Annotated in this window: 25 protein-coding genes; 12 read left to right on the top strand and 13 right to left on the bottom strand. The window is 72.7% G+C overall.

Annotation, left to right across the window (positions count from 1 at the left end):
* Nucleotides 1-13: 13 nt before the first annotated feature.
* The 4 genes from ACIP63_RS00995 to ACIP63_RS01010 form a co-directional block, all read right to left on the bottom strand.
* A complete protein-coding gene (locus tag ACIP63_RS00995; RefSeq protein ID WP_401510215.1) occupies nucleotides 14-1,945 on the bottom strand; it encodes a TerD family protein in 1,932 nt (643 codons plus the stop codon).
* A gap of 121 nt (nucleotides 1,946-2,066) precedes the next feature.
* Nucleotides 2,067-2,645, bottom strand: a complete 579-nt coding sequence (locus ACIP63_RS01000; RefSeq protein ID WP_362938848.1) for a TerD family protein — start codon at nucleotides 2,643-2,645, stop codon at nucleotides 2,067-2,069.
* A gap of 131 nt (nucleotides 2,646-2,776) precedes the next feature.
* Nucleotides 2,777-4,897 carry an excinuclease ABC subunit UvrB gene (gene uvrB / locus ACIP63_RS01005; protein WP_401510217.1) on the bottom strand — a complete coding sequence of 707 codons (2,121 nt, stop codon included), beginning with the start codon at nucleotides 4,895-4,897 and terminating at the stop codon, nucleotides 2,777-2,779.
* 39 nt (nucleotides 4,898-4,936) lie between these two features.
* On the bottom strand, nucleotides 4,937-5,809 hold the full coding sequence (locus tag ACIP63_RS01010; RefSeq protein ID WP_401510218.1) for an MHYT domain-containing protein: 873 nt from the start codon (nucleotides 5,807-5,809) through the stop codon (nucleotides 4,937-4,939).
* 215 nt (nucleotides 5,810-6,024) lie between these two features.
* On the opposite strand from ACIP63_RS01010, the gene ACIP63_RS01015 reads away from it, so the two are divergent.
* The 5 genes from ACIP63_RS01015 (at nucleotide 6,025) to ACIP63_RS01035 (ending at nucleotide 10,861) form a co-directional block, all read left to right on the top strand.
* The gene (locus ACIP63_RS01015; protein WP_401510220.1) at nucleotides 6,025-6,897 is read left to right on the top strand and encodes a glycerophosphodiester phosphodiesterase; all 873 of its coding nucleotides are present in this window, start codon (nucleotides 6,025-6,027) and stop codon (nucleotides 6,895-6,897) included.
* 48 nt (nucleotides 6,898-6,945) lie between these two features.
* A complete protein-coding gene (locus tag ACIP63_RS01020; RefSeq protein WP_401510221.1) occupies nucleotides 6,946-7,491 on the top strand; it encodes a methylated-DNA--[protein]-cysteine S-methyltransferase in 546 nt (181 codons plus the stop codon).
* Between the two features lie 166 nt (nucleotides 7,492-7,657).
* On the top strand, nucleotides 7,658-8,935 hold the full coding sequence (locus ACIP63_RS01025; protein ID WP_401512219.1) for an MFS transporter: 1,278 nt from the start codon (nucleotides 7,658-7,660) through the stop codon (nucleotides 8,933-8,935).
* Nucleotides 8,936-8,999: 64 nt separating this feature from the next.
* Nucleotides 9,000-9,953 (top strand): pseudouridine-5'-phosphate glycosidase, encoded by a 954-nt coding sequence (locus tag ACIP63_RS01030; RefSeq protein ID WP_401510223.1) that lies wholly within the window; start codon nucleotides 9,000-9,002, stop codon nucleotides 9,951-9,953.
* A complete protein-coding gene (locus tag ACIP63_RS01035) occupies nucleotides 9,950-10,861 on the top strand; it encodes a carbohydrate kinase family protein (protein WP_401510225.1) in 912 nt (303 codons plus the stop codon). Before ACIP63_RS01030 ends, ACIP63_RS01035 begins: the two co-directional genes overlap by 4 nt.
* Nucleotides 10,862-10,873: 12 nt before the next feature.
* Here ACIP63_RS01035 and ACIP63_RS01040 read toward each other — a convergent pair whose 3' ends face one another.
* On the bottom strand, nucleotides 10,874-11,515 hold the full coding sequence (locus ACIP63_RS01040; RefSeq protein WP_401510228.1) for a uridine kinase: 642 nt from the start codon (nucleotides 11,513-11,515) through the stop codon (nucleotides 10,874-10,876).
* 34 nt (nucleotides 11,516-11,549) lie between these two features.
* On the opposite strand from ACIP63_RS01040, the gene ACIP63_RS01045 reads away from it, so the two are divergent.
* On the top strand, nucleotides 11,550-11,915 hold the full coding sequence (locus ACIP63_RS01045; RefSeq protein WP_401510230.1) for a nuclear transport factor 2 family protein: 366 nt from the start codon (nucleotides 11,550-11,552) through the stop codon (nucleotides 11,913-11,915).
* A 67-nt stretch (nucleotides 11,916-11,982) separates the two neighbouring features.
* Here ACIP63_RS01045 and ACIP63_RS01050 read toward each other — a convergent pair whose 3' ends face one another.
* Nucleotides 11,983-12,669, bottom strand: coding sequence for a winged helix-turn-helix transcriptional regulator (locus ACIP63_RS01050; protein WP_401510232.1), 687 nt, complete (start codon nucleotides 12,667-12,669; stop codon nucleotides 11,983-11,985).
* A 70-nt stretch (nucleotides 12,670-12,739) separates the two neighbouring features.
* Between ACIP63_RS01050 and ACIP63_RS01055 the strand changes: the two genes are divergently transcribed.
* The 3 genes from ACIP63_RS01055 to ACIP63_RS01065 all read left to right on the top strand — a co-directional run bounded on the left by ACIP63_RS01055 (nucleotide 12,740) and on the right by ACIP63_RS01065 (nucleotide 15,191).
* Complete coding sequence (locus ACIP63_RS01055; RefSeq protein ID WP_401510234.1) at nucleotides 12,740-13,951, top strand: pyridoxal phosphate-dependent aminotransferase; 1,212 nt, start codon at nucleotides 12,740-12,742, stop codon at nucleotides 13,949-13,951.
* Nucleotides 13,948-14,577 (top strand): peptidase, encoded by a 630-nt coding sequence (locus ACIP63_RS01060; RefSeq protein WP_401510235.1) that lies wholly within the window; start codon nucleotides 13,948-13,950, stop codon nucleotides 14,575-14,577. The genes ACIP63_RS01055 and ACIP63_RS01060 overlap by 4 nt, the downstream gene beginning before the upstream one ends.
* Before the next feature lie 113 nt (nucleotides 14,578-14,690).
* Entirely contained in the window at nucleotides 14,691-15,191 is a 501-nt protein-coding gene (locus ACIP63_RS01065; protein ID WP_401510238.1) for a DUF3574 domain-containing protein, read from the top strand.
* A gap of 22 nt (nucleotides 15,192-15,213) precedes the next feature.
* Here ACIP63_RS01065 and ACIP63_RS01070 read toward each other — a convergent pair whose 3' ends face one another.
* Complete coding sequence (locus ACIP63_RS01070) at nucleotides 15,214-15,735, bottom strand: HXXEE domain-containing protein (RefSeq protein WP_401510240.1); 522 nt, start codon at nucleotides 15,733-15,735, stop codon at nucleotides 15,214-15,216.
* 157 nt (nucleotides 15,736-15,892) lie between these two features.
* Here ACIP63_RS01070 and ACIP63_RS01075 point away from each other — a divergent pair, with 157 nt between their 5' ends.
* Nucleotides 15,893-16,201 (top strand): hypothetical protein, encoded by a 309-nt coding sequence (locus tag ACIP63_RS01075; protein WP_401510242.1) that lies wholly within the window; start codon nucleotides 15,893-15,895, stop codon nucleotides 16,199-16,201.
* Between the two features lie 10 nt (nucleotides 16,202-16,211).
* Here ACIP63_RS01075 and ACIP63_RS01080 read toward each other — a convergent pair whose 3' ends face one another.
* From ACIP63_RS01080 to ACIP63_RS01090, 3 genes are all read right to left on the bottom strand, one after another.
* Nucleotides 16,212-17,483: an SWIM zinc finger family protein gene (locus tag ACIP63_RS01080; RefSeq protein ID WP_401510244.1), complete on the bottom strand. Its 1,272-nt coding sequence runs from the start codon at nucleotides 17,481-17,483 to the stop codon at nucleotides 16,212-16,214.
* On the bottom strand, nucleotides 17,480-20,386 hold the full coding sequence (locus tag ACIP63_RS01085; protein WP_401510246.1) for an SNF2-related protein: 2,907 nt from the start codon (nucleotides 20,384-20,386) through the stop codon (nucleotides 17,480-17,482). The genes ACIP63_RS01080 and ACIP63_RS01085 overlap by 4 nt, the downstream gene beginning before the upstream one ends.
* Nucleotides 20,387-20,508: 122 nt before the next feature.
* Nucleotides 20,509-21,528 (bottom strand): SPFH domain-containing protein, encoded by a 1,020-nt coding sequence (locus ACIP63_RS01090; protein ID WP_401510248.1) that lies wholly within the window; start codon nucleotides 21,526-21,528, stop codon nucleotides 20,509-20,511.
* A gap of 218 nt (nucleotides 21,529-21,746) precedes the next feature.
* On the opposite strand from ACIP63_RS01090, the gene ACIP63_RS01095 reads away from it, so the two are divergent.
* On the top strand, nucleotides 21,747-22,103 hold the full coding sequence (locus ACIP63_RS01095; RefSeq protein WP_401510250.1) for a hypothetical protein: 357 nt from the start codon (nucleotides 21,747-21,749) through the stop codon (nucleotides 22,101-22,103).
* Here the strand turns inward: ACIP63_RS01095 and ACIP63_RS01100 are convergent.
* On the bottom strand, nucleotides 22,085-22,558 hold the full coding sequence (locus tag ACIP63_RS01100) for a DoxX family protein (RefSeq protein ID WP_401510252.1): 474 nt from the start codon (nucleotides 22,556-22,558) through the stop codon (nucleotides 22,085-22,087). The genes ACIP63_RS01095 and ACIP63_RS01100 overlap by 19 nt on opposite strands.
* A gap of 147 nt (nucleotides 22,559-22,705) precedes the next feature.
* Nucleotides 22,706-23,410: a class I SAM-dependent methyltransferase gene (locus ACIP63_RS01105; protein WP_401510254.1), complete on the bottom strand. Its 705-nt coding sequence runs from the start codon at nucleotides 23,408-23,410 to the stop codon at nucleotides 22,706-22,708.
* A gap of 114 nt (nucleotides 23,411-23,524) precedes the next feature.
* On the opposite strand from ACIP63_RS01105, the gene ACIP63_RS01110 reads away from it, so the two are divergent.
* A complete protein-coding gene (locus tag ACIP63_RS01110; RefSeq protein WP_401510255.1) occupies nucleotides 23,525-23,803 on the top strand; it encodes a DUF6343 family protein in 279 nt (92 codons plus the stop codon).
* A gap of 17 nt (nucleotides 23,804-23,820) precedes the next feature.
* Here the strand turns inward: ACIP63_RS01110 and ACIP63_RS01115 are convergent, their stop codons facing one another.
* Nucleotides 23,821-24,189, bottom strand: coding sequence for a tetratricopeptide repeat protein (locus ACIP63_RS01115; RefSeq protein WP_362938786.1), 369 nt, complete (start codon nucleotides 24,187-24,189; stop codon nucleotides 23,821-23,823).
* Nucleotides 24,190-24,229: the final 40 nt, after the last annotated feature.

Raw genomic sequence — 24,229 nt, forward strand, 5'->3', positions numbered from 1 at the left:
ACCGTCGTCCGGCTCAGCGGTGACCGCTTCGCCGCGCCGCGGCCACCAAGGCGAGCACCTGTTCCAGGACGCGGCTGCCCTGCGGCGCCCTCAGCGGCTCGTACGTCCACGCGTGGCCCACCCAGGGGTCGGCGAGGTGGTCGTCGGCCACGGGGGTGATCCGGAGCAGGGAACGCCACAGCGGGTCGAGCACCGGGCCGTAGGCGCGGGCGTCCTCGCGGTCGGCCACCATCAGCAGGTGCACGCCCACCGCAGGCCCCTCGTCCGCCAGATAGCGCAGCTGGGTGACGGCCCTGTCGTCGAAGCCGTGCGGGAAGTCGTTGACGATCAGCAGGTGCTCCCCCGTGTCGAGGTCCGGCGGCAGCGCGTCCGCCGCACCGGCCCTGATCGCCATCTGCACCAGATCGACGCGCCGGGTGAGGTGGGCGAGGACCGAGGACACGCCTTCCGCTCCGGCGGCGGGCGGCCCGGCGAGAACCCCGGAGGCGACCAGGGGGGACAGCGGGCCGGCGGCGGAACGGGCCGGGTCGATCACGTGTACGGAGAATTCGTCCGCCGGGTAGACGGCGAGCAGCCGCGCGGCCAGGGCGACCGCGGTCTCCATGGCCAGGGTGCGCAGCTGGTCGCCGGTCGTCGCGGCAGCGGCCTCGGAGGCCGTACGTCCGCTGTCGACCCAGATCCCGCGCTCCAGGGGCAGCCGCACCAGCAGCGGGATGCGCAGGCCGATGCCCTCGGGCAGATGGAGGTCGCCGATGCGCAGGGCCATCGGGATCTCCATCGGCACGCGGTAGCCGTGCCAGACGGGGTTGCCCCAGCCCGCGTAGGCGGCGGGGAGGGCCGGTTCGACGACGGCGGACTCGGCGGCGAGCTGGGCGAGATCACGCTCGAGCGCCTCGCGCGCCCGGCCGGTGAGTTCGTCGTGCTTGGCCCGGGCCTCCTCGCGGGCCCGGTCGCCGGCACCCCCGATGCGGCTGCGCGGGTCGGAGAGCGTCCTGTCGAGCTCCTGGTCCATCCGGGACTCGGCGAAGTCGACGGCGCTCCGGTAGGCGGCGACGGCGCGGGCCAGGTCCTCGAACATGCCCCAGATCTGGTTGTAGAGGCGCTCGTCCATGGACCAGCCGGTGGCGTCGCCGGCGACGGGCTGCGGGGGCTGTCCCGGGGCGGCGGGCGGGGCCGCGGGCGGCGGCGGGGGCGGCGCCGAGGTCTGTCGCCGCGGGTGCGCGTAGTTGACGGGACCGCCAGGCGCGTCGGTGTGCGGGGGCGCGGGCTCCGCCGACGGCTCGGGGATCCGCGCCGGGGCGGGCGTGCCGGCGCCTCCGGTGGTCGCGGGGCCCGCCGGGTGGCGTACGCGCTCGCCTTCGGGGGCACGGGGCGGCGGGGGCACGGAGCGGGCGAGCCCGGAGGCGACGGCCTCCTGGATGGAGGCGGCCAGCTCCGCCGCCTCGGCCACACCCTGGTCGGCGAGCATCTCGGCGAGCCCCGCGGCATAGCCCTGGCCGACGGCGCGGACCTTCCAGACCCCCTGGCGGCGGTAGAGCTCCAGGGCCGACACGGCGGACTCGGTGTCCAGGCCGGTGAGGGTGAACGTGGCGATCTCGGTGCCGTCGAGTCCGGTGACGGCGACGAAGGGTGCGGCCACCGCACCGAATCTGCCCGGCCGCCCGGCTCCGATGGGCAGGGCGAGGAGCACGGTGACGCGGTGCACCGAGTCGGGCAGGGCGTCCAGGTCCACGGCCAGCCGGTGGTCGGCCGCCGCCTGCCGGGACACCTCGAGTCCGGGCACCCGGTGCGAGGCGGGGTGGGCGATCCACTCGGCGCCCCGGACGGTGCCCCGCTCGTCCCCGAGCGTGGCCCCGGCCACGACGGGTGAGCCCGCCGACACCCTGATCTCCAGACGGGTCTGGGGCAAGGTGTGGTTCTGCCCCCGGACCAGCTCGGCCGTCATTGCCCTGTCCCCTCGACGTTCGGTGTGGTGCCCTGCCATGGGCGCAGCTCCCGGCGGCGGGTGCCTCCGGGAGCTGCTCGTGCGGATCCGCGGGCCGGGTGCCGGCCGTGCCCTGCCGCGTCTACAGGTGCGGCAGGATCGCCGGCATCAGGTCCTGGAACGTACGGCCGTTGGCCGGGTTGCCGAGGGCGGTCATCTGCCATCCGCTGCCCGCGCGGTGCACCTTCGCCATGATCTGTGCCGTGTACTGGCCGCCACCGTCCAGCGTGTAGCGGGCGAGCTCCTGGCCGTTGGTCTCGTCGACGATGCGGCAGAAGGCGTGTCGCACCTCCTGGAACGTCTGGCCGGTGAACGAGTTCACCGTGAAGACGATCTGGTCGATGTGGACCGGGACCCGCTGCAGGTCGACGAGGATCGCCTCGTCGTCGCCGCCCGAGCCGGCTCCGCCGACCAGGTTGTCGCCGGTGTGCTTGACCGAACCGTCGTCGCTGACGAGGTGGCGGAAGAACACGACGTCCACGGGCTGCTTGTCGGCGAAGAGCACCGCCGAGGCGTCCAGGTCGATCTCACGGGTACGCGAGCCGAACAGCCCTCGGCGCGGGGCCGCCTGCCAGCCGAGCCCCATCCGTACCGCGGTCAGGGTCCCCCCGTCGCTCTTCTGCAGGCTGATGGCCTGGCCCTTGGTCATGTTGACCGTCACGCGCTGTCCCCTCTCCGCTTGCCCCGCAACCGTCGGTGTGCGGTTTCCGAGCACCCTACGCAGTCCCCGCAGGCGGGAAGAGCCGCGGGCCGTTTTTGTGTCGGTCCTGCAACACTGCGGGCCCCACGGGGTCAGGCCAGCCCCGCCTCCCTCATCTGACGCAGCTCCTTCTTCAGTTCCCCCACCTCGTCACGCAGTCGTGCGGCGACCTCGAACTGCAGGTCGGCGGCGGCCGCCCGCATGCGGTCCGTCATCTCCTCGATGATCCCCGCGAGCTCGGCGGCGGGCCGGTCGGTGACCACCGCGCCGTCCTTCTTCGCCTTGCCCCCGGCGGCCGCCTTGCCGCCCAGCGAGGGAACGGGGGCCTTGGTGTCCTTGGCCTGGCGGTAGCCGGTGCCGAGGAGCTGCTCGGTGTCGACCTCCTCGCGGGCGATGGACGCGACGATGTCGTTGATCTTCTTCCGGAGCGGCTGCGGGTCGACCCCACGCTCGGTGTTGTAGGCGATCTGCTTCTCGCGGCGGCGGTTGGTCTCGTCGATGGCCTGTGCCATCGCCGGGGTGACCTTGTCGGCGTACATGTGGACCTGCCCCGAGACGTTACGGGCGGCACGGCCGATGGTCTGGATCAGGGACGTGCCGGAGCGCAGGAAGCCCTGCTTGTCGGCGTCGAGGATGGCCACGAGCGACACCTCGGGCAGGTCGAGGCCCTCACGCAGGAGGTTGATGCCGACCAGGACGTCGTACTCGCCGGAGCGCAGCTCGCGCAGCAGCTCGATCCGGCGCAGCGTGTCGACGTCGCTGTGGAGGTAGCGGACCTGGATGCCCAGCTCCAGGAAGTAGTCCGTGAGGTCCTCGGACATCTTTTTGGTGAGGGTGGTGACCAGGACGCGCTCGTCCTTCTCGGTCCGCATGCGGATCTCGTGGACCAGGTCGTCGATCTGGCCCTCGGTGGGCTTGACGACGACCTCCGGGTCGACGAGCCCGGTGGGCCGGATGATCTGCTCGACGAAGCCGTCGCCGCGGGACATCTCGTACTTCCCGGGTGTGGCGGAGAGGTAGACCGTCTGGTCGATACGGCCCAGGAACTCCTCCCACTTCAGCGGACGGTTGTCCAGGGCGGAGGGCAGCCGGAAGCCGTGGTCGACGAGGGTCCGCTTACGGGAGGCGTCGCCCTCGTACATCGCGCCGATCTGCGGCACGGTGACGTGCGACTCGTCCAGGACGAGGAGGAAGTCCTCGGGGAAGTAGTCGAGGAGGGTGTTGGGGGCGGTCCCGGGCAAGCGGCCGTCGAAGTGCATCGAGTAGTTCTCGACGCCGGAGCAGGTGCCGATCTGCCGGAGCATCTCGATGTCGTACGTGGTGCGCATGCGCAGCCGCTGGGCCTCCAGCATCTTGCCCTGCTTCTCCAGCTCGGCGAGGCGCACCTCCAGCTCCTGCTCGATGCCGCTGACCGCCTTCTCCATGCGCTCGGGGCCCGCCACGTAGTGGCTGGCGGGGAAGACGTGGAGCGAGGCGTCCTCGCTGATGACCTCGCCGGTCAGGGGGTGGAGGGTCGAGAGCGCCTCGATCTCGTCGCCGAACATCTCGATGCGGACGGCGAGCTCCTCGTACACCGGGAAGATCTCGATGGTGTCGCCGCGGACGCGGAAGGTGCCGCGGGTGAACGCGAGGTCGTTGCGCGTGTACTGGATCTCGACGAAGCGGCGCAGCAGCTGGTCACGGTCGATCTCGTCGCCGACCTTGAGCTGGACCATCCGGTCCACGTACTCCTGCGGGGTGCCCAGGCCGTAGATGCAGGAGACGGAGGCGACCACGACGACGTCGCGCCGGGTGAGCAGCGAATTCGTGGCGGAGTGACGCAGCCGCTCGACCTCCTCGTTGATCGAGGAGTCCTTCTCGATGTAGGTGTCCGACTGCGGGACGTACGCCTCGGGCTGGTAGTAGTCGTAGTACGAGACGAAGTACTCCACGGCGTTGTTCGGGAGGAGCTCGCGGAACTCGTTGGCCAGCTGGGCGGCGAGCGTCTTGTTCGGCGCCATCACCAGGGTGGGGCGCTGAAGCTTCTCGATCATCCAGGCGGTCGTCGCCGACTTGCCCGTGCCGGTCGCGCCGAGCAGGACGACGTCCTTCTCACCTGCGCGGACACGCCGGTCCAGCTCGGCGATGGCCGCCGGCTGGTCACCGCTGGGCTGGTAGGGACTGACGACCTCGAAAGGCGCCACCGAACGTTCGATCTTCGAGACTGGCCGCATGCAACCACCGTACGACCCCCTACTGACAACGGCCGGGGATCAGCGGTTCCACGGCTGCCGGGACGCCTTGCGGGCGGCGGTCGCGTAGGGCGGCGTGTGCCGTCGCTGGGCCGGGATCGAGGTCACCGTCCCCCCGCCCCGTACGGCCTGTCCCGGCAGTCGCCGGGCTTCTGCGGGGCCGCCGGACACCACCAGGGGATCGATCATCACGACGACGGCGGCGAGCAGGAGGAAGCAGCCGGGGCCGATCATCATCGGCAGGAGCAGCGAGGTGGGTGCCTCGCCCGGCGGTGCCGGTACGGCATCGGGGTGCAGGTGCACCTGGAGCGCGGCCATCCCCGTGTAGTGCATCCCGCTCACGGCCACGCCCATGACCACGCTGGCGCCCAGACTGGGGAGGAAGCCGTGGATGGAGACGGCCGCCCAGAGCGCGGCGGTCGCGGCCACCACGGCGATGACGACGGAGAGCGCGACGGTGAGGGTGTCGTACTCGAACAGTCCCTCGAAGTTCATTCCGGCCATGCCGAGGTAGTGCATGGAGGCGACCCCGAGGCCGGTGATCGTCCCGCCCGTGACCAGCGCCATCCGGGTGGCGCCCCGGTAGCCGACGAGGAAGATGCCGACCCCGACCATCCCGACGGCCACGGCGAGGCTGGCGTAGGTGAGGGGCCTGTCGTAGCTCACCGGCGCTTCCCGGACCGTGAAGCCCAGCATCGCGATGAAGTGCATCGTCCAGATGCCCGACCCGATGGAGGTGGCGCCGAGTGCCAGCCAGCCGGCTCTGGACGCGCCGCGGGTGCGCAGGGACCGCGTGGTGCACCGAAGACCGAGCGCGGCACCGAGGCATGCCATGAGGAACGCCGTGACGGGCGTCACGAGGCCGTAGGTGAATCCGTCGACTGTGCCCTGCATGCTGGTACGCCCTTCGCGGTGTGCCCGGGTTCGGGGGTGACCCTAAAGGGCGAGGCCCGGCAAGCAAACATAAGAGCGGCATTTTATCCGCCTCCGGGCCCTCCGAGGACTCGGCGCCCTTCCTTCCGTTCACAACATGGCCATCATCCTCCTCCCCTCCGTTGGGGATCTGATGCGAGTCTCTGCCTGAACGCATCTCGACGCGAGGAGTACACGTGTCCGTACGCACAGCAACCGCTTCCGGAGCCGCCGCCGTCATGGTCGGCGCCTGCGTCCTGCTGCCCGCCACCCAGGCCCAGGCCTCGGGCGCGCAGGACAGCCCGGTCGTCTACGCCCACCGGGGCGCTTCCGCCTACGCCCCGGAGAACACCCTGGCCGCCGTGGACGCGGCGGACGACCTGGGCATCGCGTGGGTGGAGAACGACGTCCAGCTCACCAAGGACGGCGTGCTGGTCGTCGTGCACGACACCACCCTGAACAGGACCACGGACGCCGAAGAGGTCTTTCCCGACCGCGCGCCCTGGGCGGTCAAGGACTTCACCGCGGCGGAGATCGCGAAGCTGGACGCCGGCAGCTGGTTCGGCGCCGGCTTCGCGGGGGCCCGGGTGCCGACGCTCAGCCAGTACCTGCACCGTGTCGAGCGCAACCGCCAGAAGCTGCTCCTGGAGATCAAGAGCCCGGAGACCTACCCGGGGATCGAGAAGGAGACCCTGCGGGTCCTGCGCAAGGAGGGATGGCTCGACCGCGCCCACGTCAAGCACAAACTGATCATCCAGAGCTTCGGTGCAGAGAGTGTGAAAACTGTTCATGTTCAGCGTCCGGACGTCGTCACGGGCTTCCTGGGCACCCCGGCGGTGGCCGATCTGCCGTCGTACGCGGCGTTCACCGACCAGATCAATCCGTCGTACACGACGATCGGCGCCGACTACGTCGCCGCGGTGCGGAAGCTGAAGGGCGCCCACGGCAAGCCCCTCCAGGTCAACACCTGGACGGTGAACGACGCGGCGAAGGCTGCCGAGGTGGCCGGCTTCGGCGTGGACGGCATCATCACCAACAACCCCGACGTCGTCAGGGACGCCACCCGCTGAGCGGCTGACGGGACGGCACTGTCGGTGGCCGGCCGTACGGTGGGTCGCATGGAGAGCAGCGAGCAGGTCGTCGAGTGGTCCGTCGTGCCGAGCGACATCGGCCCGCTCCTGCTGGCCGCGACCCGCTCCGGCCTGGTGACCGTGGTCTTCCACGCGCGTCCGGCGGTCCGGGACAAGGTGCTGGAGCGGCTGCGGACACGGCTGGGCGCGGAGCCCGTGGAAGCCCCGGACTCCGCGCTGCTGGCCGATCCGGTGCGCCAGCTCGCCGCGTATTTCGCCGGAGAGCTGCGGGGCTTCTCGCTCGCTCTGGACTGGTCGCTGAGCTCCGGCTTCGACCGCGAGGTGCTCACCGAGCTGGCCTCCGGTGTGCCCTACGGGGCGGTCGTGGGCTACGGCGAGCTGGCGAGCCGGGTCGGCCGGCCGGGCGCCGCCCAGGCCGTGGGGGCGGCCATGGGCTCCAACCCGCTGCCGGTCGTGGTTCCGTGCCACCGGGTGGTGGAGAGCGGCGGCGGGCTCGGCGGATTCGGCGGCGGGCTGGAGACGAAGCGGCAGCTGCTGGCCCTGGAGGGCATACTCCCGCAGCCGCTGTTCTGAACGCCGTCCGTCCCGCGTCGAAGAGGCCGAAGAGACGGTCACCGCACCATCCCTTCGCCGAAAGGCAGATCACCGCGCCATCCCTTCGAAGGGCACATCACCGCGTCGTGCCGCACCCCGTCACCCCATGTCGCACGGAGGTACGAGCTGGCACACTGCCGCGGTGATGACTGCTCTCCCCGCGCCCCGGATCACAGCCGCCGAACTGCCGGCCCTGCGGCGCCGGATATCCGCCGTACTCGTCGGCAGCCAGATACTCGGCGGGCTCGGCGTGGCCGTAGGTATCGCGCTCGCCCCGGTCCTGGCGGCCGAGGTGAGTGGGTCCGAAGCCCTGTCGGGGCTCGCGCCGACCGCCTCCGTCACGGGCACCGCACTGCTGTCACTGCCGCTGGCCGCTCTGATGACCTCGCGGGGCAGGCGCGCCGGGCTCGTCCTGGCCTACCTGGTCGGGGCGTCCGGGGCCTTCCTCGTGGTGACCGCCGCCGTCGTGGGCAGCTTTCCGCTGCTGCTGCTCGGCATGGCCGGTTTCGGTGCCGGCTCGTCGGCCAATCTCCAGGCGCGGTTCGCGGCGGCCGACCTCGCGGAACCGGAGCGGCGCGGCCGGGCGATCTCCACCGTCATCTGGGCCACCACGATCGGTTCGGTGCTCGGCCCGAACATCGCCGCTCCCGCGAGCCGGGTGTTCCGGGGGACCTTCGTGCCCGAGACGGCGGGCCCGTTCGCCTGGGCCGCCGTCATCTTCCTGCTCACCGGGGCCGTGGTCGCCGTGCTGCTGCGCCCCGACCCGTTGCTGACCGCGCGGGCGCTCGCCTCCGAGGACACCGCCGACACGGCGAGCCGATCGCTGCGGGCGGGGATCGCGGCGGTGCGGGCGGCCCCGATGGCCCGGCTGGCACTCGTGACGGTCGCCGTGTCCCACACCGTGATGGTCTCCATCATGGTCATGACCCCGGTCCATCTGGGCCACCATGGTGCGGACATCCAGCTGATCGGCCTGGTCATCAGCGGACACATCGCCGGCATGTACGCGCTGTCCCCCGTCATGGGCTGGCTCTCCGACCGGGCCGGCCGGCTCTCCGTCATCGGGCTGGCCGCCGGACTGCTCTGCTGCGCGGCGGTGCTGGCCGGCACGTCGGGTGACGGGCACATCCGGACGGCCACGGGCCTTTTCGTCCTGGGGCTCGGCTGGTCGGCGGGTCTGGTGGCGGGCTCGGCGCTGCTCACCGACTCCGTACCGCAGGCGGCACGGGCCGCCGTGCAAGGACTCTCCGACCTCATGATGAACACGGCGGCCGGCATCGGCGGCGCCGTCGCCGGAGTGATCGTCTCCCGGCTGGGCTACGGCTGGCTGAACGCGGTCGCCGCCTGCCTCCTCCTGCCCATGGCCGCGCTCGCGTTGCGCAGGGCGGTGGCCCGGCCGGCCCCGGATTCCGCGAAGGCCTGACCACCCGCCCGACAGCCGGGCCGTCGCAGGTTTGCGGCGCCCGGGCCCGCGACAGAGATGGGGCATGCCTCAGAATCCATCGGCACCCCTGTCGCAGGAACCCGGCCGGAGCACGCCCGTACTCTCCGAGGAGGTGCGGGAGGCCCTGGAAGAACAACGTCCCGTGGTCGCCCTGGAGTCGACGATCATCGCGCACGGGCTGCCGCGCCCCCGCAACCTCGACGTCGCCCGGGAACTGGAGGCGCTGGCGCGGAAGGCCGGCGCCGTCCCCGCCACGGTCACCGTGCTGGACGGCCGCGCTCATGTGGGTCTGGACGGCGCCCAGTTGGAGCGGGTCGCCGGGGACCCGGACGTACGCAAGCTGGGCCACCGTGACCTCGCGCCCGCGCTGGCCCTCGGCGCGAGCGGCGCCACCACCGTGTCCGCCACCGCCTTCCTCGCGGCGCGGGCCGGTCTGAGCGTCTTCGCGACCGGCGGGCTCGGCGGCGTACACCGCGAGTGGACACAGACGCAGGACGAGTCCGCGGACCTCCGGCTGCTCGCCCGGACGGGGATCACGGTGGTGTGCGCGGGCGTGAAGTCGATCCTGGACGTGCCCGCGACACTTCAGCGCCTGGAGACCCTCGGTGTCGGCGTGCTGGGTTACGGGACGGAGTACTTCCCCGGCTTCTACCTGAGCAGCTCCGGCGTGCGGGTCGACTGGACCGTCCGTACGCCCGAGGACGTCGCGCAGGTGATGCGGGCCGGGACGCGGCTGGGCGGCCCGCCCGCGGCGCTGATCGTCGCCAACCCCGTACCGGAGGAGGAGCAGTTGGACCCGGCGGTGCACGACCGGGTGCTCGCCGGGGCCCTGGACGCCTGCCGGACGCGGGGGGTCACGGGGCAGGCGGTCACCCCGTTCCTGCTGGAGTATCTGATGCGGGAGACCGGCGGGGCGTCCCTGGAGGCCAATCTCGCCGCCGTACGCGGAAACGTACGGCTGGCCGCGCGGATCGCCGTGGCCGCGGCCGGCCGGTGAGCGGGACCGGCCGCGCCGCCGTGGGCGGTCTGCTCGTGGTCGGGGAGGTGGTCACCGATGTGGTCGTACGGCACACCTCCGCTCCGCTGCGCGGCACGGACACGCCCGCGCGGATCGCCACACTGCCGGGCGGTGCGGGGGCCAACGTGGCCTGCTGGGCGGTGCGTTCGGGGTGCCGGGACGTCCGGCTGCTCGCCCGGGCCGGGGCGGAGTCCGCGGCCTGGCACCGGGACGCGCTGCGCCGGGCCGGGGTGCGCCCCCTGCTGTGCGTGGACGAGGACGCTCCGACCGGCACGGTGGTGGCCCTGGTCGACTCCTCGGCCGAACGTACCTTCCTCACCGACAGCGGGGCGGTCCTGCGCCTCTCGCCCGGCGACTGGTCTCCTTCGCTGCTCGACGGTGCCGCCCGGCTCCATCTGTCCGGCTATCTCCTCTTCGGGCCGACGAGCCGTGCGACGGCGGCACTGGCGCTGCGGGAGGCCCGGCTGCGGGGTGTCCCGGTGAGCGTGGATCCGGCGTCGGCCGGATTCCTCGCCGCACTGGGCGCCGCCACGTTCCTGGACCTGGTCGAGGGGGTCGATCTGCTGCTGCCCAACGCGGACGAGGCACGCGAGCTGACGGGGCTGCCGGACCCCTCGGACGCCGCGGCCAAGCTGAGCCGTCATGTGGGCCGGGTCGTGGTCACGCTCGGGGACCGGGGCGTGCTGCTGGCGGCCGACGGCACGGTCACCGCGCGTGTGCCCGCCGGGGAGGCCGGCGCCCCGGTCGACTCGACAGGCGCGGGGGACGCGTTCACCGGCGGCTTCCTGGCGGCCCTCATCGCCGGTGCGGACGAGGTCTCGGCGGCTGCGGCGGGCTGCCGGGCAGGAGCCGAAGCGGTCGCGACGGTCGGGGGCCGCCCAGTGTGACGACCCCTCGCTTCAGCCTCCGAGCCCCGTCCAGGCGGGGTGGTGCGGGTCGTCGGCCCGTACGACGGCGTCCGCCCGGCCGGCCGGGGCGACCTCGTCCTCGTACCGCGCGAAGGCGGGCAGTGTCCACCGCTCGCTCTCCGGCGTACGCCGTCGCAGCGCTCCCGGTGAGAGGCTCAGATGTACTCCGAGGTCGAACGGGAACCAGTGCCCGAGGAGCAGCGGCCCGTGCAGGATCAGCACCCCGCCCTCGGGCAGCACCTGGTACGGACTGCGGGTCGCCCGGTCCGTCGCGGGGTTCCAGAGATCGGGCAGGACCCGTCCGCTGCCGCCCGCCTCGAGCGGGCGGAACACCTCGCGCCACAGCGCCCCGGTGTCGAACCAGCTGTCGGCGTACGAGTCCGGGTCCTCCTTGCCGTATTCGTAGCGCAGGCTGGCCGGTCGCAGGAAGCCACCCGTGGAGACGGTGAGCACCGGGCGCCCGCGCGCCCGCAGCGCCTCGGCGAGGTGGGCGGCGGCTTCCTCGGGGCGGGCGGCGGGGGCGCCGTCGACACCGATCCTCAGCCAGGGCCCGCCGTCGGCCGGTCCGAGTCCGTCGGCATGGGCGGCGAGGGCGCGGGCCAGCCGTTCCCAGGTGATGGGTTCAAAGTGCACGCATCCATCATCGCCCTGTCGCATCATCATCCGTATGGATCTCGCACACGCCCGTCGTTTCGCCTCCCGGTGGCAGGACGACTGGAACTCCCACGACCTGGACCGCATCCTCGCCCACTACGACGAGGACGTGACCTTCAGCTCACCGATGATCGCCCGGCTGACGGGCTCCCCGGCCGGGACGCTGCACGGCAAGGCGGCGTTGCGCGCGTACTGGGCCGCCGGACTGGAGAAGATCCCCGACCTGGAGTTCGAGGTGATGGACGTGCGCGCGGGCGTCGACGCGCTGGTGATCGACTACCGCAACCAGATCGGTGGCCGGGTGTACGAGGTGCTGACCTTCCGGAACGGGCTCGTCGTCTCCGGCTTCGGAGCGTACGGGGAGACCGCCGCCGTCTGACGGACCGGGCGCGCGGGGAGCCCGCTCACGGGCGGGCTCCCCCGGCGGCCGGCTCCGGACGGCGCGGTCAGCCGCCGCCACGGAGTTCGACGGCGAGCGGGCTCTCGCCCAGGACCTCGGCCCGGCCCTCCTTGACGGTCTCGGCGAGGGCGCTCCCACCGCGCCCGATGGTCAGGACGGCCTCCGCGTCCAGCACGAGGCAGGCGTCCGGGGCGTCGGCGGGGCCGTAGCCGTACACCTCCCCTTCCGTCGCCTCCGTACCGGCGCGGATGTGGAACTCGCCCTCGGGAAGCCTGACTTCGACGACACCGCTGTGGGTGAGGCCGTCCATGGCCCGCAGCAGCGGCAGGGCGAACCAGTGGGCCCTGACCGCGTCCGTGGGCCGGCGTTCGCCGAGCGCGGGCGCGCCCCACCCGGCGAGCGCGGTGAGGACAGGGAGCAGTCCGCGCCCGTGCTCGGTCAGTTCGTAGACCGCGACGGCCGCCGGGGGCGGCAGGCGGCGGCGCACGGCCAGGCCGCCCTGTTCCATGTCCTTGAGCCGGGAGGCCAGCACATCCGTGCTCACTCCCGGCAGATCGGCGTGCAGATCCGTGTAGCGGCGCGGCCCGGCCAGCAGTTCACGGACGATCAGCAGGGTCCACCGGTCGCCGACGGAGTCGAGGGCACGGGCGGTGGCGCAGAACTGGTCGTAGCTCCGGCGGCGGACGGGACGTGCGGGCTGCTGCTGACGTGGCATGCGACGCAGTCTAGACATGTTGTTGGACTTTCCAAGCCCGAGCTTGGTAAAACCAAGTAACGCATATTCAGGGTCGGGGAGGCACCGCATGGAGTTCCGGCAGTCCAGCAAGCTGAACGAGGTCTGCTACGAGATCCGGGGCCCGGTCATCGAGCAGGCCAATGCCCTCGAGGAGGCGGGCCACAGCGTGCTCCGCCTCAACACGGGCAATCCGGCGCTGTTCGGGTTCGAGGCCCCCGAAGAGATCGTCCAGGACATGATCCGGATGCTCCCTCAGGCGCACGGCTACACCGACTCGCGCGGCATCCTGTCCGCGCGCCGGGCCGTCGCGCAGCGCTATCAGGCGATGGGACTGGCCGATGTCGACGTGGACGACATCTTCCTCGGCAACGGGGTCTCCGAGCTGATCTCCATGGCCGTCCAAGGGCTCCTGGAGGACGGCGACGAGATCCTGATCCCGAGCCCCGACTACCCGCTGTGGACCGCCGTCACCACGCTCGCGGGCGGCAGGGCCGTGCACTACACCTGCGACGAGGGGGCCGACTGGAGCCCCGACCTCGCCGACATGGCCTCGAAGATCACCGACCGCACCCGGGCCATGGTGATCATCAACCCGAACAACCCGACGGGCGCCGTCTACTCCCGCGAAGTCCTCGACGGCATGCTCGACCTGGCGCGCCGGCACGGGCTGATGGTGTTCGCCGACGAGATCTACGACCAGATCCTGTACGACGGTGCCGAGCACCACAGCGTGGCGGTGCTGGCTCCCGACCTGCTCTGCCTCACCTTCAGCGGGCTGTCCAAGACGTACCGTGTGGCGGGTTTCCGCTCCGGCTGGATGGTGGTGTCGGGCCCGCAGCAGCACGCCCGCAGCTATCTGGAGGGGCTCACCATGCTCGCCTCCATGCGTCTCTGCCCCAACGCCCCGGCGCAGTACGCGATCCAGGCGGCGCTCGGCGGCCGGCAGTCGATCCGGGAGCTCGTCGCCCCGGGCGGCAGGCTCCACGAGCAGCGTGACCGGGCCTGGGAGCGCCTCAACGAGATCCCCGGGGTGTCGTGCGTGAAGCCGAAGGGTGCGCTGTACGCCTTCCCGCGCATCGACCCGAAGGTCCACCACATCGTCGACGACGAACGGTTCGTCCTGGACCTGCTGCTGCGGGAGAAGATCCAGGTGGTGCAGGGCACCGGCTTCAACTGGCCGCGCCCGGACCACTTCCGCATCCTCACCCTCCCGCACGCCGACGACCTGGACGCCGCGATCAGCCGCATCGGCCGCTTCCTGAACGGATACCGCCAGTGACCTGTACGACCTGCCGCACGCCCGTGCACACGCAGTTCGCCTCGCCCGGCCTGGTGGAGGCGATCGTGGAAGGCGGGCTCGATCCGGCCGGGGACCCCCGCTGGGCGGACTCGGGCGCCGCGTCGGCCTCCGAGTACGCGCGCTGGGCAGGCCATCTGTGCGGTATGGCCTGCCTGCGCATGGCGCTCGGCGCCGGTGCGCCGCCCCTGTTCGCCCTGCGGGACGGGGCGTTGAAGTACGACGCGTACACGGAGGACGCCGACGGGGTGATCAAGGGGCTGGTCTACGCCCCCTTCGCCCGGTACGTGTCCGAGGTCCACGGGCTCGACGCGGTCGTCCACCGGGACCTCTCCCCCGCAGGCATCCTGGAGCTGCTGGACGAGGGCCGCAGGGTGATGGCCTCGGTGCACTACGGGATCCGGCACCCGGAGCGGCCGGCTCCTGGGCGCGGTGGCCATCTGGTGCTGCTGACCTCCCGAACGGCGGACGGGGCCGGCGTCCACTTCCACAACCCTTCGGGGACCACGGCCGCGACCCGCGCGGCCGGCCTTCCGCTGCCGGCCTTCGAGCGCTTCTTCGCAGGCCGCGGGGTCTCCCTCCCCGGCGCCGCGGCAACAGGCGCGTAGCGGCTCACCATTACGGGTGGTTCGGCCTCGACCGGGATGTCCCGCCGCGTGGGAGCGGTGCCCTCGTGCCACGGTGGGCGCCGACCTCGTCCGACCGTTCAGGGGAGAGCACCTTGCCGCGTCCGAGCACACCGCCCGAGCCGCGTCCGAAGCGTTCCGGCAGGCGCACCGCGCTCACCGCGGCCGTCGCGGCCGCCGCCGTGCTGGCCGGAGGGACGCCGATCGCGTACGCCACCCTCGGCGACGAAGTCCCCGCGGCAGCGGCGGCGCCCGCCGCGCGGGGCACGGCCCATGTGGAGACCCGCCTGTTCTTCGGCACGGAACGCCCGGACGGCGGGCCCGATGTGACGGGTGAGCAGTTCCGGTCGTTCGTCGACCGCACGGTCACGCCCGCCTTCCCGGACGGGCTCACGGTCCAGGAGGGCCGGGGGCAGTGGCGCGACTCCAACGGGGTGATCGAGCGGGAGCGTTCGTACGAGCTGATCCTGCTGTACCCCGCGTCGGAGGCCCGTCTGCGCGACCCTCAGATCGAGCGGATCCGCACCGCGTACGAGAGGGCCTACGCACAGGACTCGGTGGCCAGGCTCGACGAACGCACCCTCGCCGACTTCTGAGACCCGGACGTCCCTTGCCCGTTCAGCGCCGGCTCAGCAGACGTGCGAGCCCCTGCACCCCGCCGGCGACGACCGGGAACAGAGCCAGGCCCGCGGCGGCCGAGCGCCCTCCCCCGACGGGGACACCGGCCGCCGCCAGCCGTCGCACGGCCCAGACGGAGTACGGAATGACGACCAGCGGGGCGGTGACGACGCCTGGGGTGTAGCCGCGGTAGGCGGCGGACTGCGCCAGGTGGACCGCCCCGTGCAGCCCGAACCCGAACAGGACGGTCCCGAAGAAGGGGCTGCGGCCTCCCGTGCGCGCACCGGCCACCGAAGCCGCGGCGACCACCCCGGCCATCAGGCCGATGGCGGTGTTCACCTCACGCTGCGAGAGGTCCATCCGCCGCCACACCGCGTCCGGCACCTGCGGGAAACGCGCCTGGAGACGGGGCCGGGCCCTCGCGGCCCACCGGGCCATGGTGGCCAGCTCCTCCGCGTCGTGCACCGCCCATGCGGCGAAGAGCCCCCATGTCACCGCGCCCGGCACCGGTTTCCCGGCCATGTCCGCCCCCTGTCGTCAGCTGGCGCGACGATGCGATGTCGCGTCACCTGCCGACCCTAGGCCGGCCCGGCCCGGTCCTCCGGGTGTTCGCTACTGTTCCGCCGCCGGGTTTCACGAACCGGCGCTCACGGACGGACACGAGCAGGGAGCAAGCGACATGGGTGCGGCCATACGCCACTTCACCGCCATCGGCCCCGGGGACCAGGTGTTCACGGTCAACGTCGAGCGGGACTTCCGGTACGACCCGTACCGCGATTTCCTCGTCTGCGCGCACTGCGGCTGGTCCCCGTCGCTGCTGACCATGCGGCGTATCGACGACATGGCCTGGGAGCATCTGGCCTCCGCCCACGACGCCTCCCGCGGACGGACCGATCAGGAGAACGAGTCCTTCCGCAAGGCGCGTTGGGTGATGCTTCCGCTGTGCGCGGTCCTGATCATCGTGCTGCTGGTGTTCCTGCAGAGCTGACGGCCCCGCATCAGCCGCGCAGGGCCGTGAGGGCGGCGACCGGGTCGGGGTCCGGCGTCGCGCGGGGCCACCAGTCGTCCTCGCCCGGCTCGGATTCGTAGCCGTACCAGCGGCTGTCGTGGCCGAAGCGGAGCTGGAGGGTGCCGCCGGCGTTGGTCAGGTGGTTGCGCCAGGGCTGGAAGCGCGGGTGGTCGGCCGCGGCGAGGGCGGGGCGTGCCCGGTCGAACGGGCCGGCCGGCGGGTCCCACGGGGTCTCCAGGACCTCCAGCCCCTCCGCGCCGCCCTGCCGCCACGCGGCGACGGCCCGTGCCAGGTCCGTCGTGCTGCGGCCGGTGGCGAAGGCCAGCTCGCGATAGAGGGCCCGGGTCGTGGCGGTGAGCCCGGCGGTGGGGCGGGAGGCGGCGATCCGGACGGCGTCCTGCCAGGTGCTGAGCCCGGCGAGCGGGTCCTCCCCGGTGGTGAGCATCGTATGGGCGCGGGCCGCCGCGTCCGTGGCGAGGTGATCGAGGCCGAGCGGGTCAGGCGCGCCGGGCAGCTCCGGGTAGGACGGCGGCTCACCGGGGTGGGGCGGCACGGGCAGGGGTGCGGGCAGCGGCGGCAGGAAGCGGTCGGCGAGGGCTTCCTCGGCCGCGACCGAGGGCATGGCGGGGGTCTCGGGCCGTTCGCGCGCGGAGTGCTCGGCGTTGCGCCGGCCCAGCTCTTCGAGGAGCTCGCGCTCCCCCCTCCCGCGCATCAGCAGGAGGACGAACGGGTCGCTGTCCAGCAGCCGTGCCGTCTGGAAGCAGAGCGCCGCCACGTGCTTGCAGGGCCAGCCGCGGTCAGGGCACGAGCAGTCCGGGTCGAGATCACCGGCGGCGGGCAGCAGCCGGATACCGGTCTCGCCCGCCGTGTCGACCAGGGAGTGCGGCATCTCCTTGTCCAGGAGCGCGGACAGATGTCCGGGCCGGGCCGCGACGGCGTCCAGGAAGGTGTCCCAGTCGGACGCCGAGAGCGTACGCAGGCGGAGCTCCGCGCGGTAGGGGCGGGGGCGGCTGCCGTGGACATAGGCGATGACCCGGCCCGGGGTGACGGTGACCGCGGCGACGTGGCCTCCGTCGGCGTACGCACGGCCGCGGGCGAGCCGGCCCTCGTCCATCGACAGGGACTGCAGGGCGTCCACCCAGGCGCGGCCCCACCAGCTGTCCGCGAAGGACCCTTCGGAGGCGCGGGCGGGCACCGCTTCGAAGGTGCGCCGCAGATCGTCGGGGCCCGGGCGGGCCGCGGGGCTCCCACCGGGGCTCATGACGTCCTCCGGAGCGAGACGAGGTCGGCCAGGTCACGGTCGCTGAGCTCGGTGAGGGCGGCCTCGCCGGAGCCGAGCACCGCGTCGGCGAGGGCCCGCTTGGACTCCAGCAGCTCGCTGATGCGGTCCTCGACCGTGCCCTCGGCGATCAGCCGGTGCACCTGCACGGGCTGGGTCTGGCCGATGCGGTACGCGCGGTCGGTGGCCTGCTCCTCGACCGCCGGGTTCCACCAGCGGTCGTAGTGGATGACGTGGGCGGCCCGGGTGAGGTTGAGTCCGGTGCCCGCCGCCTTGAGGGAGAGCAGGAAGACGGGGACCTCGCCGGACTGGAAGCTGTCCACCATCCGCTCCCGCTCCGGCACCGGTGTGCCGCCGTGCAGCAGCTGGGAGGGGATCGCGCGGGATGCCAGGTGGGCGGCGAGGAGCCTGGCCATCGACACGTACTGGGTGAAGATCAGGACGGAACCGTCCTCGGAGAGGATGGTGTCGAGGAGCTCGTCGAGCAGGGCGAGCTTGCCGGAGCGCCCTGTGAGCCGGGTCGGCTCCTCCTTCAGATACTGCGCGGGGTGGTTGCAGATCTGCTTGAGCGAGCCCAGGAGCTTCATGATCAGGCCGCGGCGGGCAATGCCCTCCGACTGCTCGATGAACGCCATCGTCTCGCGGACGGCCGCCTCGTAGAGCGTGGCCTGTTCCCGGGTGAGGAAGACGGGGTGGTCGGTCTCGGTCTTGGGCGGAAGCTCGGGCGCGATGCCCGGGTCGGACTTCTTGCGGCGCAGCAGGAAGGGCCGGACCAGTCGGGAGAGCCGCTCGACGGCCTCGTCGTTGCCCAGGCCGGCGGCGGTGCCGGTGTTCTCGACGATCCTGGCGTGCCGGGAGCGGAAGGCCTTGAGCGGGCCGAGCAGGCCCGGGGTGGTCCAGTCGAGCAGCGCCCACAGCTCGGAGAGGTTGTTCTCGACGGGGGTGCCGGTCAGGGCGACACGGGCCGGGGCGGGGATGGTGCGCAGTGCCCTGGCGGTCGAGGAGTGCGGATTCTTCACGTGCTGCGCCTCGTCGGCGACGACCAGCCCCCAGGTGTGCGCGGCGAGCTGCTCCGCGCTGGAGCGCATCGTGCCGTACGTCGTGAGGACGAAGCCGCCGTCGGAGCCGCCGAGGGTGCGGTCGGTGCCGTGGAAGCGGCCCACGGGGACGCCGGGTGCGAAGCGGTTGATCTCACGGTGCCAGTTGCCGAGGAGGGAGGCGGGGCAGACCACCAGCGTGGGCGCGGCATGCGCGCGGTGCAGATGCAGCGCGATGACGGTGATCGTCTTGCCGAGGCCCATGTCGTCGGCGAGACAGCCGCCCAGGCCGAGGGAGGTCATGCGGTCCAGCCAGGCCAGGCCGCGGAGCTGGTAGTCCCGGAGGGTGGCGTCGAGACCGGGCGGCGCCGGGAGGGTGGCGTCCTCGTCCAGGATGCGCGTGCGGAGCGCGGCGAGGGCGCCGGCCGGCACGGCCTCGACCTCTTCGCCGTCGACCTCGGCGGTGCCCGTGAGGGCGACGGCGAGCGCGTCCACCGGGTCCAGGAGACCGAGCTCCCGCTTACGTGCCTTACGGACGAGCGCGGGATCCACGACGACCCATTGGTCGCGCAGCCGCACCACCGGCCGGTGCGCCTCGGCCAGGGTGTCCATCTCGGCCTCGGTGAGCCGGTCATCGCCCAGGGAGAGCTGCCAGTCGAACGCGAAGAGCTGCTCGGCGTCGAAGAAGGAGGTGCCGTCGGTGGCGGACCCCGGCGCGGGGCGGACGACGGCCGCCGCCGTGAGCGAGCGGGCGAGCTCCCGGGGCCAGTGGACCGCCACCCCTGCCGCCGCGAGCCGTGCTCCGGCCGCGCCGATCAGCTCGTGGAGCTCGTCCTCGGTGACGGCGAGGACGTCGGGGACGGGCTGGTCCAGCAGCCTCTCCAGCGGTGGCCAGACGCGGGCGGCGCGGCGCAGCGCGAGCACGGCGTCGATCCGGGCCCGCGGTCCGAAGGGCTCCCCCGCCCCGCCGCTCCACAGCGTGGCCGCGTCGGTGACGTACGTCGGATCGGCCAGGCTGTGCACCTGGGTGATGGCGGCGGCGGCGTGGCGCGTGCCGGCCGGGGTGCGGGGCGTCTCCTCGTCCCCGGCGTCCGCCCGGGCGTCCTCGCCGGAGGAGTCGAAGAGGTCGTACGCGGAGAGGTCGAGCCGGAGCGAGACGCGCACCCCCGCGTCGAGGCCGGCGGCCACCTCGACGGCCCAGGCGCGGGCGTCCGGCAGGTGCTGTCCTCCGGGGGCGGCGAACGGCGCACCCATGGCGTGGGCGGCGGCGGGCGTCCGGGGCAGGGTGTCGGCGACGGAGTCGAGGAAGGCGCCGAGCAGCGCACGGGGCTCGGGGACGCGCGAGGGCGTCCCGTCCAGCGGGACTGCGTGGCCCTCGGGCGGCATCGAGGCGGCGACGGCCCTGAGATGGGCGATGTCCTCCGCGTCGCGCGGTCCTGCCCGCCAGGCGTCGTGGTCGTCGGCGGTCAGTCCGGGCAGGAGCCTGCCGCGCGCCACGAGGGTGAGGGCGTGCAGAGCCGCCGCTCCCCACGCGCGGGTGGCGGGATGGGCCGTGGCGCGGTGCCTGGCGCGCGCGAGCAGGGGCACCGCGTCCCCGACGGGAAGCACGACGGCGGGCACGGTGCGGGTCCGGGCTCCGTCCGTGCCGTGCCGGACGGCGACCGTGAGCTCGGTGACGGCGCACGCGGGCCCGCCGGCGGGCGGCACCGCGTCGGGCTCCGGGAGGCCGACGGCTTCTTCGGGGTCCCAGAAGGCGATCCGGCCGTCGCGGGGCAGCGCTGCCGGCAGGAAGACCGCCGCGCACCGCAGCAGCCGGTCGATGGTGACGTCCTGCGCCTGCCGCGTCATGTCCACCGTCCCCTCCCGCCTCGGTCCGCTCGCACTTCTCCTGTCTTCGCGAGTCTAGGCGGGGGGTGTGACAGCGCCCGCCCCGGCCGTGTCTCCCCAGGTGGGACGGGCGGACAACCGTGTCAGTGACGGGTGAAGGGCCTGGTCCGGGAGCGGCCGGGCGGCTCCTCCGGATCGAGCTCCGGGAGCGCCTCCGGGTCGAACTCCGGCACCCCGTCCGGCTCCGCGGCCCCGTCGGTGAGGGGGGCGTCCGGGAGCGGCCGGTCCGTGAACGTCTGCTCCGTGACCGAAGGATCCATGACGGGCGCCTTCGCGGTGGACGGCTCCTCGGGCTGTTCCGGGTCCGGCTGCCCGGCACCCACGGGCGGCCGCGGCTCCTGCCCCTGCTGTGCCCGTTCCAGGAAGCGGAGGAGCTCCACCGGGAAGGGCAGGACCAGCGTGGAGTTCTTCTCGGCCGCGACCGCGACCACCGTCTGCAGCAGCCGCAGTTGCAGAGCCGCCGGCTGGGTCGACATCTGCTGCGCCGCCTGGGCGAGCTTCTTCGAGGCCTGCAGCTCCGCGTCGGCGTTGATGACCCTCGCGCGCCGCTCACGGTCGGCCTCGGCCTGCCGGGCCATGGACCGCTTCATCGTCTCGGGCAGCGACACGTCCTTGATCTCGACCCGGTCGATCTGCACACCCCAGCCCACCGCGGGGCTGTCGATCATCAGTTCAAGACCCTGGTTCAGCTTCTCGCGGTCGGACAGCAGATCGTCCAGGTCGCTCTTACCGATGATCGACCGGAGGGAGGTCTGCGCCATCTGGGAGACCGCGAACCGGTAGTCCTCCACCTGGATCACCGCGCTCGCCGGGTCCACGACCTTGAAGTAGATGACCGCGTCCACCCGCACCGTGACGTTGTCGCGCGTGATCCCGTCCTGGGCGGGCACGGGCATCGTCACGATCTGCATGTTCACCTTACGGAGCCGGTCGACGCCCGGGACGATCATGGTGAAGCCCGGAGGGCGCACCGCGTCGTGGAGCCGGCCGAGCCGGAGCACGACACCCCGTTCGTACTGCTTGACCACCCGGGCCGCGGCCATGCCGTAGAGCAGGCCGCCCGCGAGCACGGCCACCAGTACGACCAACAGAACCTGGACCATCACGGCCCCCTGACTCCGGGATGCGTCACCGCACCCACCCATCACGCCCTATTAACACGATATGCCCGGTACGCACACTTTCGAACCCCCGTCCGGGTGCCAGTGGCCCCGGCCGGCCGCGCACCGGATGCCGGCGCCCCGGGGACCGGGCAGGGTGGCAGCGCCAGCACGTCTCTGTGACGTACCGATGAGCCGGACGAGCAGACGAGGATTCGCCCATGTCCGTCACCGCGCCCCCCACCGTTCTCCGCCGACGTACCGGCATCGCCGCCGGTGCGGTCCTGATCGCCCTGGCCGCCACGGGCTGTTCCGGCCTCGGGCGCACGGCGGTGGGGCCGGTGTCCTACACCACCGAGAAGGACGAGGTCGTCACCGTGCACAGCCCTTCGGTGAAGGGCTGTCACACGATGGACCCGGCCGGTTCGGGGAAGGTCGACAACCGGACCATGGTCGACATGGTTCTCTACACCACCCGCGACTGCTCCGGCCGGGGGACCGCCTACGTGGCCACCACGTTCTCCGACACCAACGCCGCGCGCGCCCTGCCCTGGCGCAGCTACAGCTTCGTCCACTGACCGGCGCGGGCCGTCCGCCCCTGGCCGCGGAGCAGCGCGAACAGCTCCCGGGTCCGCTCCCGGCGGTCCCGGGCGATGAGGACGACCAGGACGATGAGCAGCGCGGGCATGACCGCGTTCGGGGGGTCGAGCAGCGTCAGCTGGACGACGGACGCACCGGCCAGCAGCCCGACGAGGGCGATGGCGGCCACTCCCGCGAGGAGCGGGATCAGCAGGGCCAGCGCGCCCGCCAGCTCCAGACCCCCGATCGCGTACATCGCCCCGCTGCCCCAGCCCATCCTGTCGAAGGACTCGACGGCCGACGCGTGGGCGACGAGCTTGGCCACCGCGCTGAAGCCCAGGAACAGCGCGAGAACGACACGGGCCCCGGTCAGGGCGGCGGAGGCCACGCGGCGGCGCGGCGCGGAGGGGGCATTCGGCGCGGCGAGCGAGGCGGCGGCGACGGCTTCGGGCATGGAGGTCTCCTCGGAGGGCGTGGTGGGTGCGTGACGTGCGCCGGCACGCGGTGCGGCTCCTGCCGCCGTGCTTCCCGGCGCTTACGGAGAGGTAGACCGCACCGGTCTCCGGAACTCATCGCCCCACGGCCCCCGATGTGCCTTCTTTCAGGGCTGCCGGGGCCGCGCCAGCACCCAGACGCCGTCCGGGGTGAGGTAGCGGCCGACGACGAGCCCGGCCTCCTCCAGATGCGCCTCGAACCGCTCCACGGACAGCTCCCGCGACCGGAAGGTCTGCGTCCACCGGGCGTCCTCGAAGACGTACTCCACGCGCACCTCGTGCACCCCGTCGCCGACGGGGTCCGACGAGAGGATCCGGATGGTGCAGCCCGCGGCCCGGTCCTCCCTCTCCCGGGGCACATCGGAGTGGTAGTCGGCGCCTTCCCGCTGGATGAGCACGACGCCGTCGTCCTTCACATACCTGCGACAGGTCCCGAGGAGCCCTTCCCTGACCCGGTCATCGCTCGTGTGCACCAGGAACGACCCGAGCACCACGGCGTCGAACCGTTCCTCGCCGAGGTCGAGCGTCTCGATGGGGCCCTGGACCGTGCGTGCTCCGTGCACGTGCTCCAGCATCTGCGCGGACTCGTCCACCGCTGTCACGTCGAAGCCCAGGGCGACCAGGGGGTGCGTCACCCGGCCGGCCCCGCATCCCAGTTCGAGCACGCTCGCTCCCGGCCGCAGCGCCGAGGCGATCACCTCGGGTTCGCTGCCGACGGACATGCGGGCGTACAGCTCGACCGCACAGCCGTCCGGTGTGATCGCGCCCGGCCCCGTCCCTGTGTGTCCCTCACGTACCAGTTGTCCGCTCATACCCGCCGGAACGTACGGGCGCGGGGCCGCGTTCCCCGTCGCGCGCCGCGGACGGCGGCCGCCGGGCTTCCGTCCGCCGCGCCGCGGGGTCATCCTGGAGAGGAGGCGATGCAGATGCGTACCGGAAGTGAACCGTCCACCGCACGGAGCCCCCTGCGGATGCGGCTCTGGCTGAGTCTCTGGGGCATGATCTGGGCCGCCGGAGGCCTGGCGGCCTTCGTGGCGACGGAACGCGTCGGCTGGGCGACGGCCTGCGGTGTGCTGCTGATGGTGACGGTCACGGACTTCTGCGTCGTCGTCCGCCATATGCGGCAGGGCCCGCACTACCAGCCGGGCAGGGACGTCCCTCCGTACGAACCCGACCGGGGCGGGCGGGGCCGGTACGGCCGCTGAGTCCCGTCCCGGCACCGTCAGGAGGGTTCGTCGAAGCGGGCCGCCCGCAGGTACTCCGGATTCGGGTCGAGCGCGGCGGCCAGCCGGAAGTGGCGGGTGGCCTGTTCGGGCCGGCCGGCGCGCTGGAAGGTGCGGGCCAGGGCGAAGTGCGCGAAGGCGTTGTCCGGCTCACGCTCCAGGACCAGCTCGAACTCCAGCTCGGCCGGGCGCAGTTGCGCGGCGGCGAAGAAGGCCCGGGCGCGCAGCAGCCGGGCAGCGGTGTTCTCCGGGTGGGCCGCTATCACCGAGTCGAGCAGCTTGACCGCACCCCTCGGGTCACGCGCCGCGAGCAGCTGCTCCGCCGCGCGGAAGTCGATCACATGCGTTTCCGGGTTGCTCTCGGGCACGGCCGTATCCTTCCCCTTGCCTGGCGCTCTTCAACATCCG

It is taken from the genome of Streptomyces sp. NPDC088746, assembly GCF_044751065.1.
In the GTDB taxonomy this organism is placed as follows: domain Bacteria; phylum Actinomycetota; class Actinomycetes; order Streptomycetales; family Streptomycetaceae; genus Streptomyces.

Bases quoted from the DNA above. Each gene is read 5' to 3' on its own strand.
- ACIP63_RS00995 (WP_401510215.1), bottom strand. From the start codon at position 1,945: ATGACGGCCGAGCTGGTCCGGGGGCAGAACCACACCTTGCCCCAGACC.
- uvrB (WP_401510217.1), bottom strand. From the start codon at position 4,897: ATGCGGCCAGTCTCGAAGATCGAACGTTCGGTGGCGCCTTTCGAGGTC.
- ACIP63_RS01010 (WP_401510218.1), bottom strand. From the start codon at position 5,809: ATGCAGGGCACAGTCGACGGATTCACCTACGGCCTCGTGACGCCCGTC.
- ACIP63_RS01020 (WP_401510221.1), top strand. From the start codon at position 6,946: ATGGAGAGCAGCGAGCAGGTCGTCGAGTGGTCCGTCGTGCCGAGCGAC.
- ACIP63_RS01025 (WP_401512219.1), top strand. From the start codon at position 7,658: ATGACTGCTCTCCCCGCGCCCCGGATCACAGCCGCCGAACTGCCGGCC.
- ACIP63_RS01030 (WP_401510223.1), top strand. From the start codon at position 9,000: ATGCCTCAGAATCCATCGGCACCCCTGTCGCAGGAACCCGGCCGGAGC.
- ACIP63_RS01045 (WP_401510230.1), top strand. From the start codon at position 11,550: ATGGATCTCGCACACGCCCGTCGTTTCGCCTCCCGGTGGCAGGACGAC.
- ACIP63_RS01050 (WP_401510232.1), bottom strand. From the start codon at position 12,669: ATGTCTAGACTGCGTCGCATGCCACGTCAGCAGCAGCCCGCACGTCCC.
- ACIP63_RS01055 (WP_401510234.1), top strand. From the start codon at position 12,740: ATGGAGTTCCGGCAGTCCAGCAAGCTGAACGAGGTCTGCTACGAGATC.
- ACIP63_RS01070 (WP_401510240.1), bottom strand. From the start codon at position 15,735: ATGGCCGGGAAACCGGTGCCGGGCGCGGTGACATGGGGGCTCTTCGCC.
- ACIP63_RS01075 (WP_401510242.1), top strand. From the start codon at position 15,893: ATGGGTGCGGCCATACGCCACTTCACCGCCATCGGCCCCGGGGACCAG.
- ACIP63_RS01080 (WP_401510244.1), bottom strand. From the start codon at position 17,483: ATGAGCCCCGGTGGGAGCCCCGCGGCCCGCCCGGGCCCCGACGATCTG.
- ACIP63_RS01085 (WP_401510246.1), bottom strand. From the start codon at position 20,386: ATGACGCGGCAGGCGCAGGACGTCACCATCGACCGGCTGCTGCGGTGC.
- ACIP63_RS01090 (WP_401510248.1), bottom strand. From the start codon at position 21,528: ATGGTCCAGGTTCTGTTGGTCGTACTGGTGGCCGTGCTCGCGGGCGGC.
- ACIP63_RS01095 (WP_401510250.1), top strand. From the start codon at position 21,747: ATGTCCGTCACCGCGCCCCCCACCGTTCTCCGCCGACGTACCGGCATC.
- ACIP63_RS01100 (WP_401510252.1), bottom strand. From the start codon at position 22,558: ATGCCCGAAGCCGTCGCCGCCGCCTCGCTCGCCGCGCCGAATGCCCCC.
- ACIP63_RS01105 (WP_401510254.1), bottom strand. From the start codon at position 23,410: ATGAGCGGACAACTGGTACGTGAGGGACACACAGGGACGGGGCCGGGC.
- ACIP63_RS01110 (WP_401510255.1), top strand. From the start codon at position 23,525: ATGCGTACCGGAAGTGAACCGTCCACCGCACGGAGCCCCCTGCGGATG.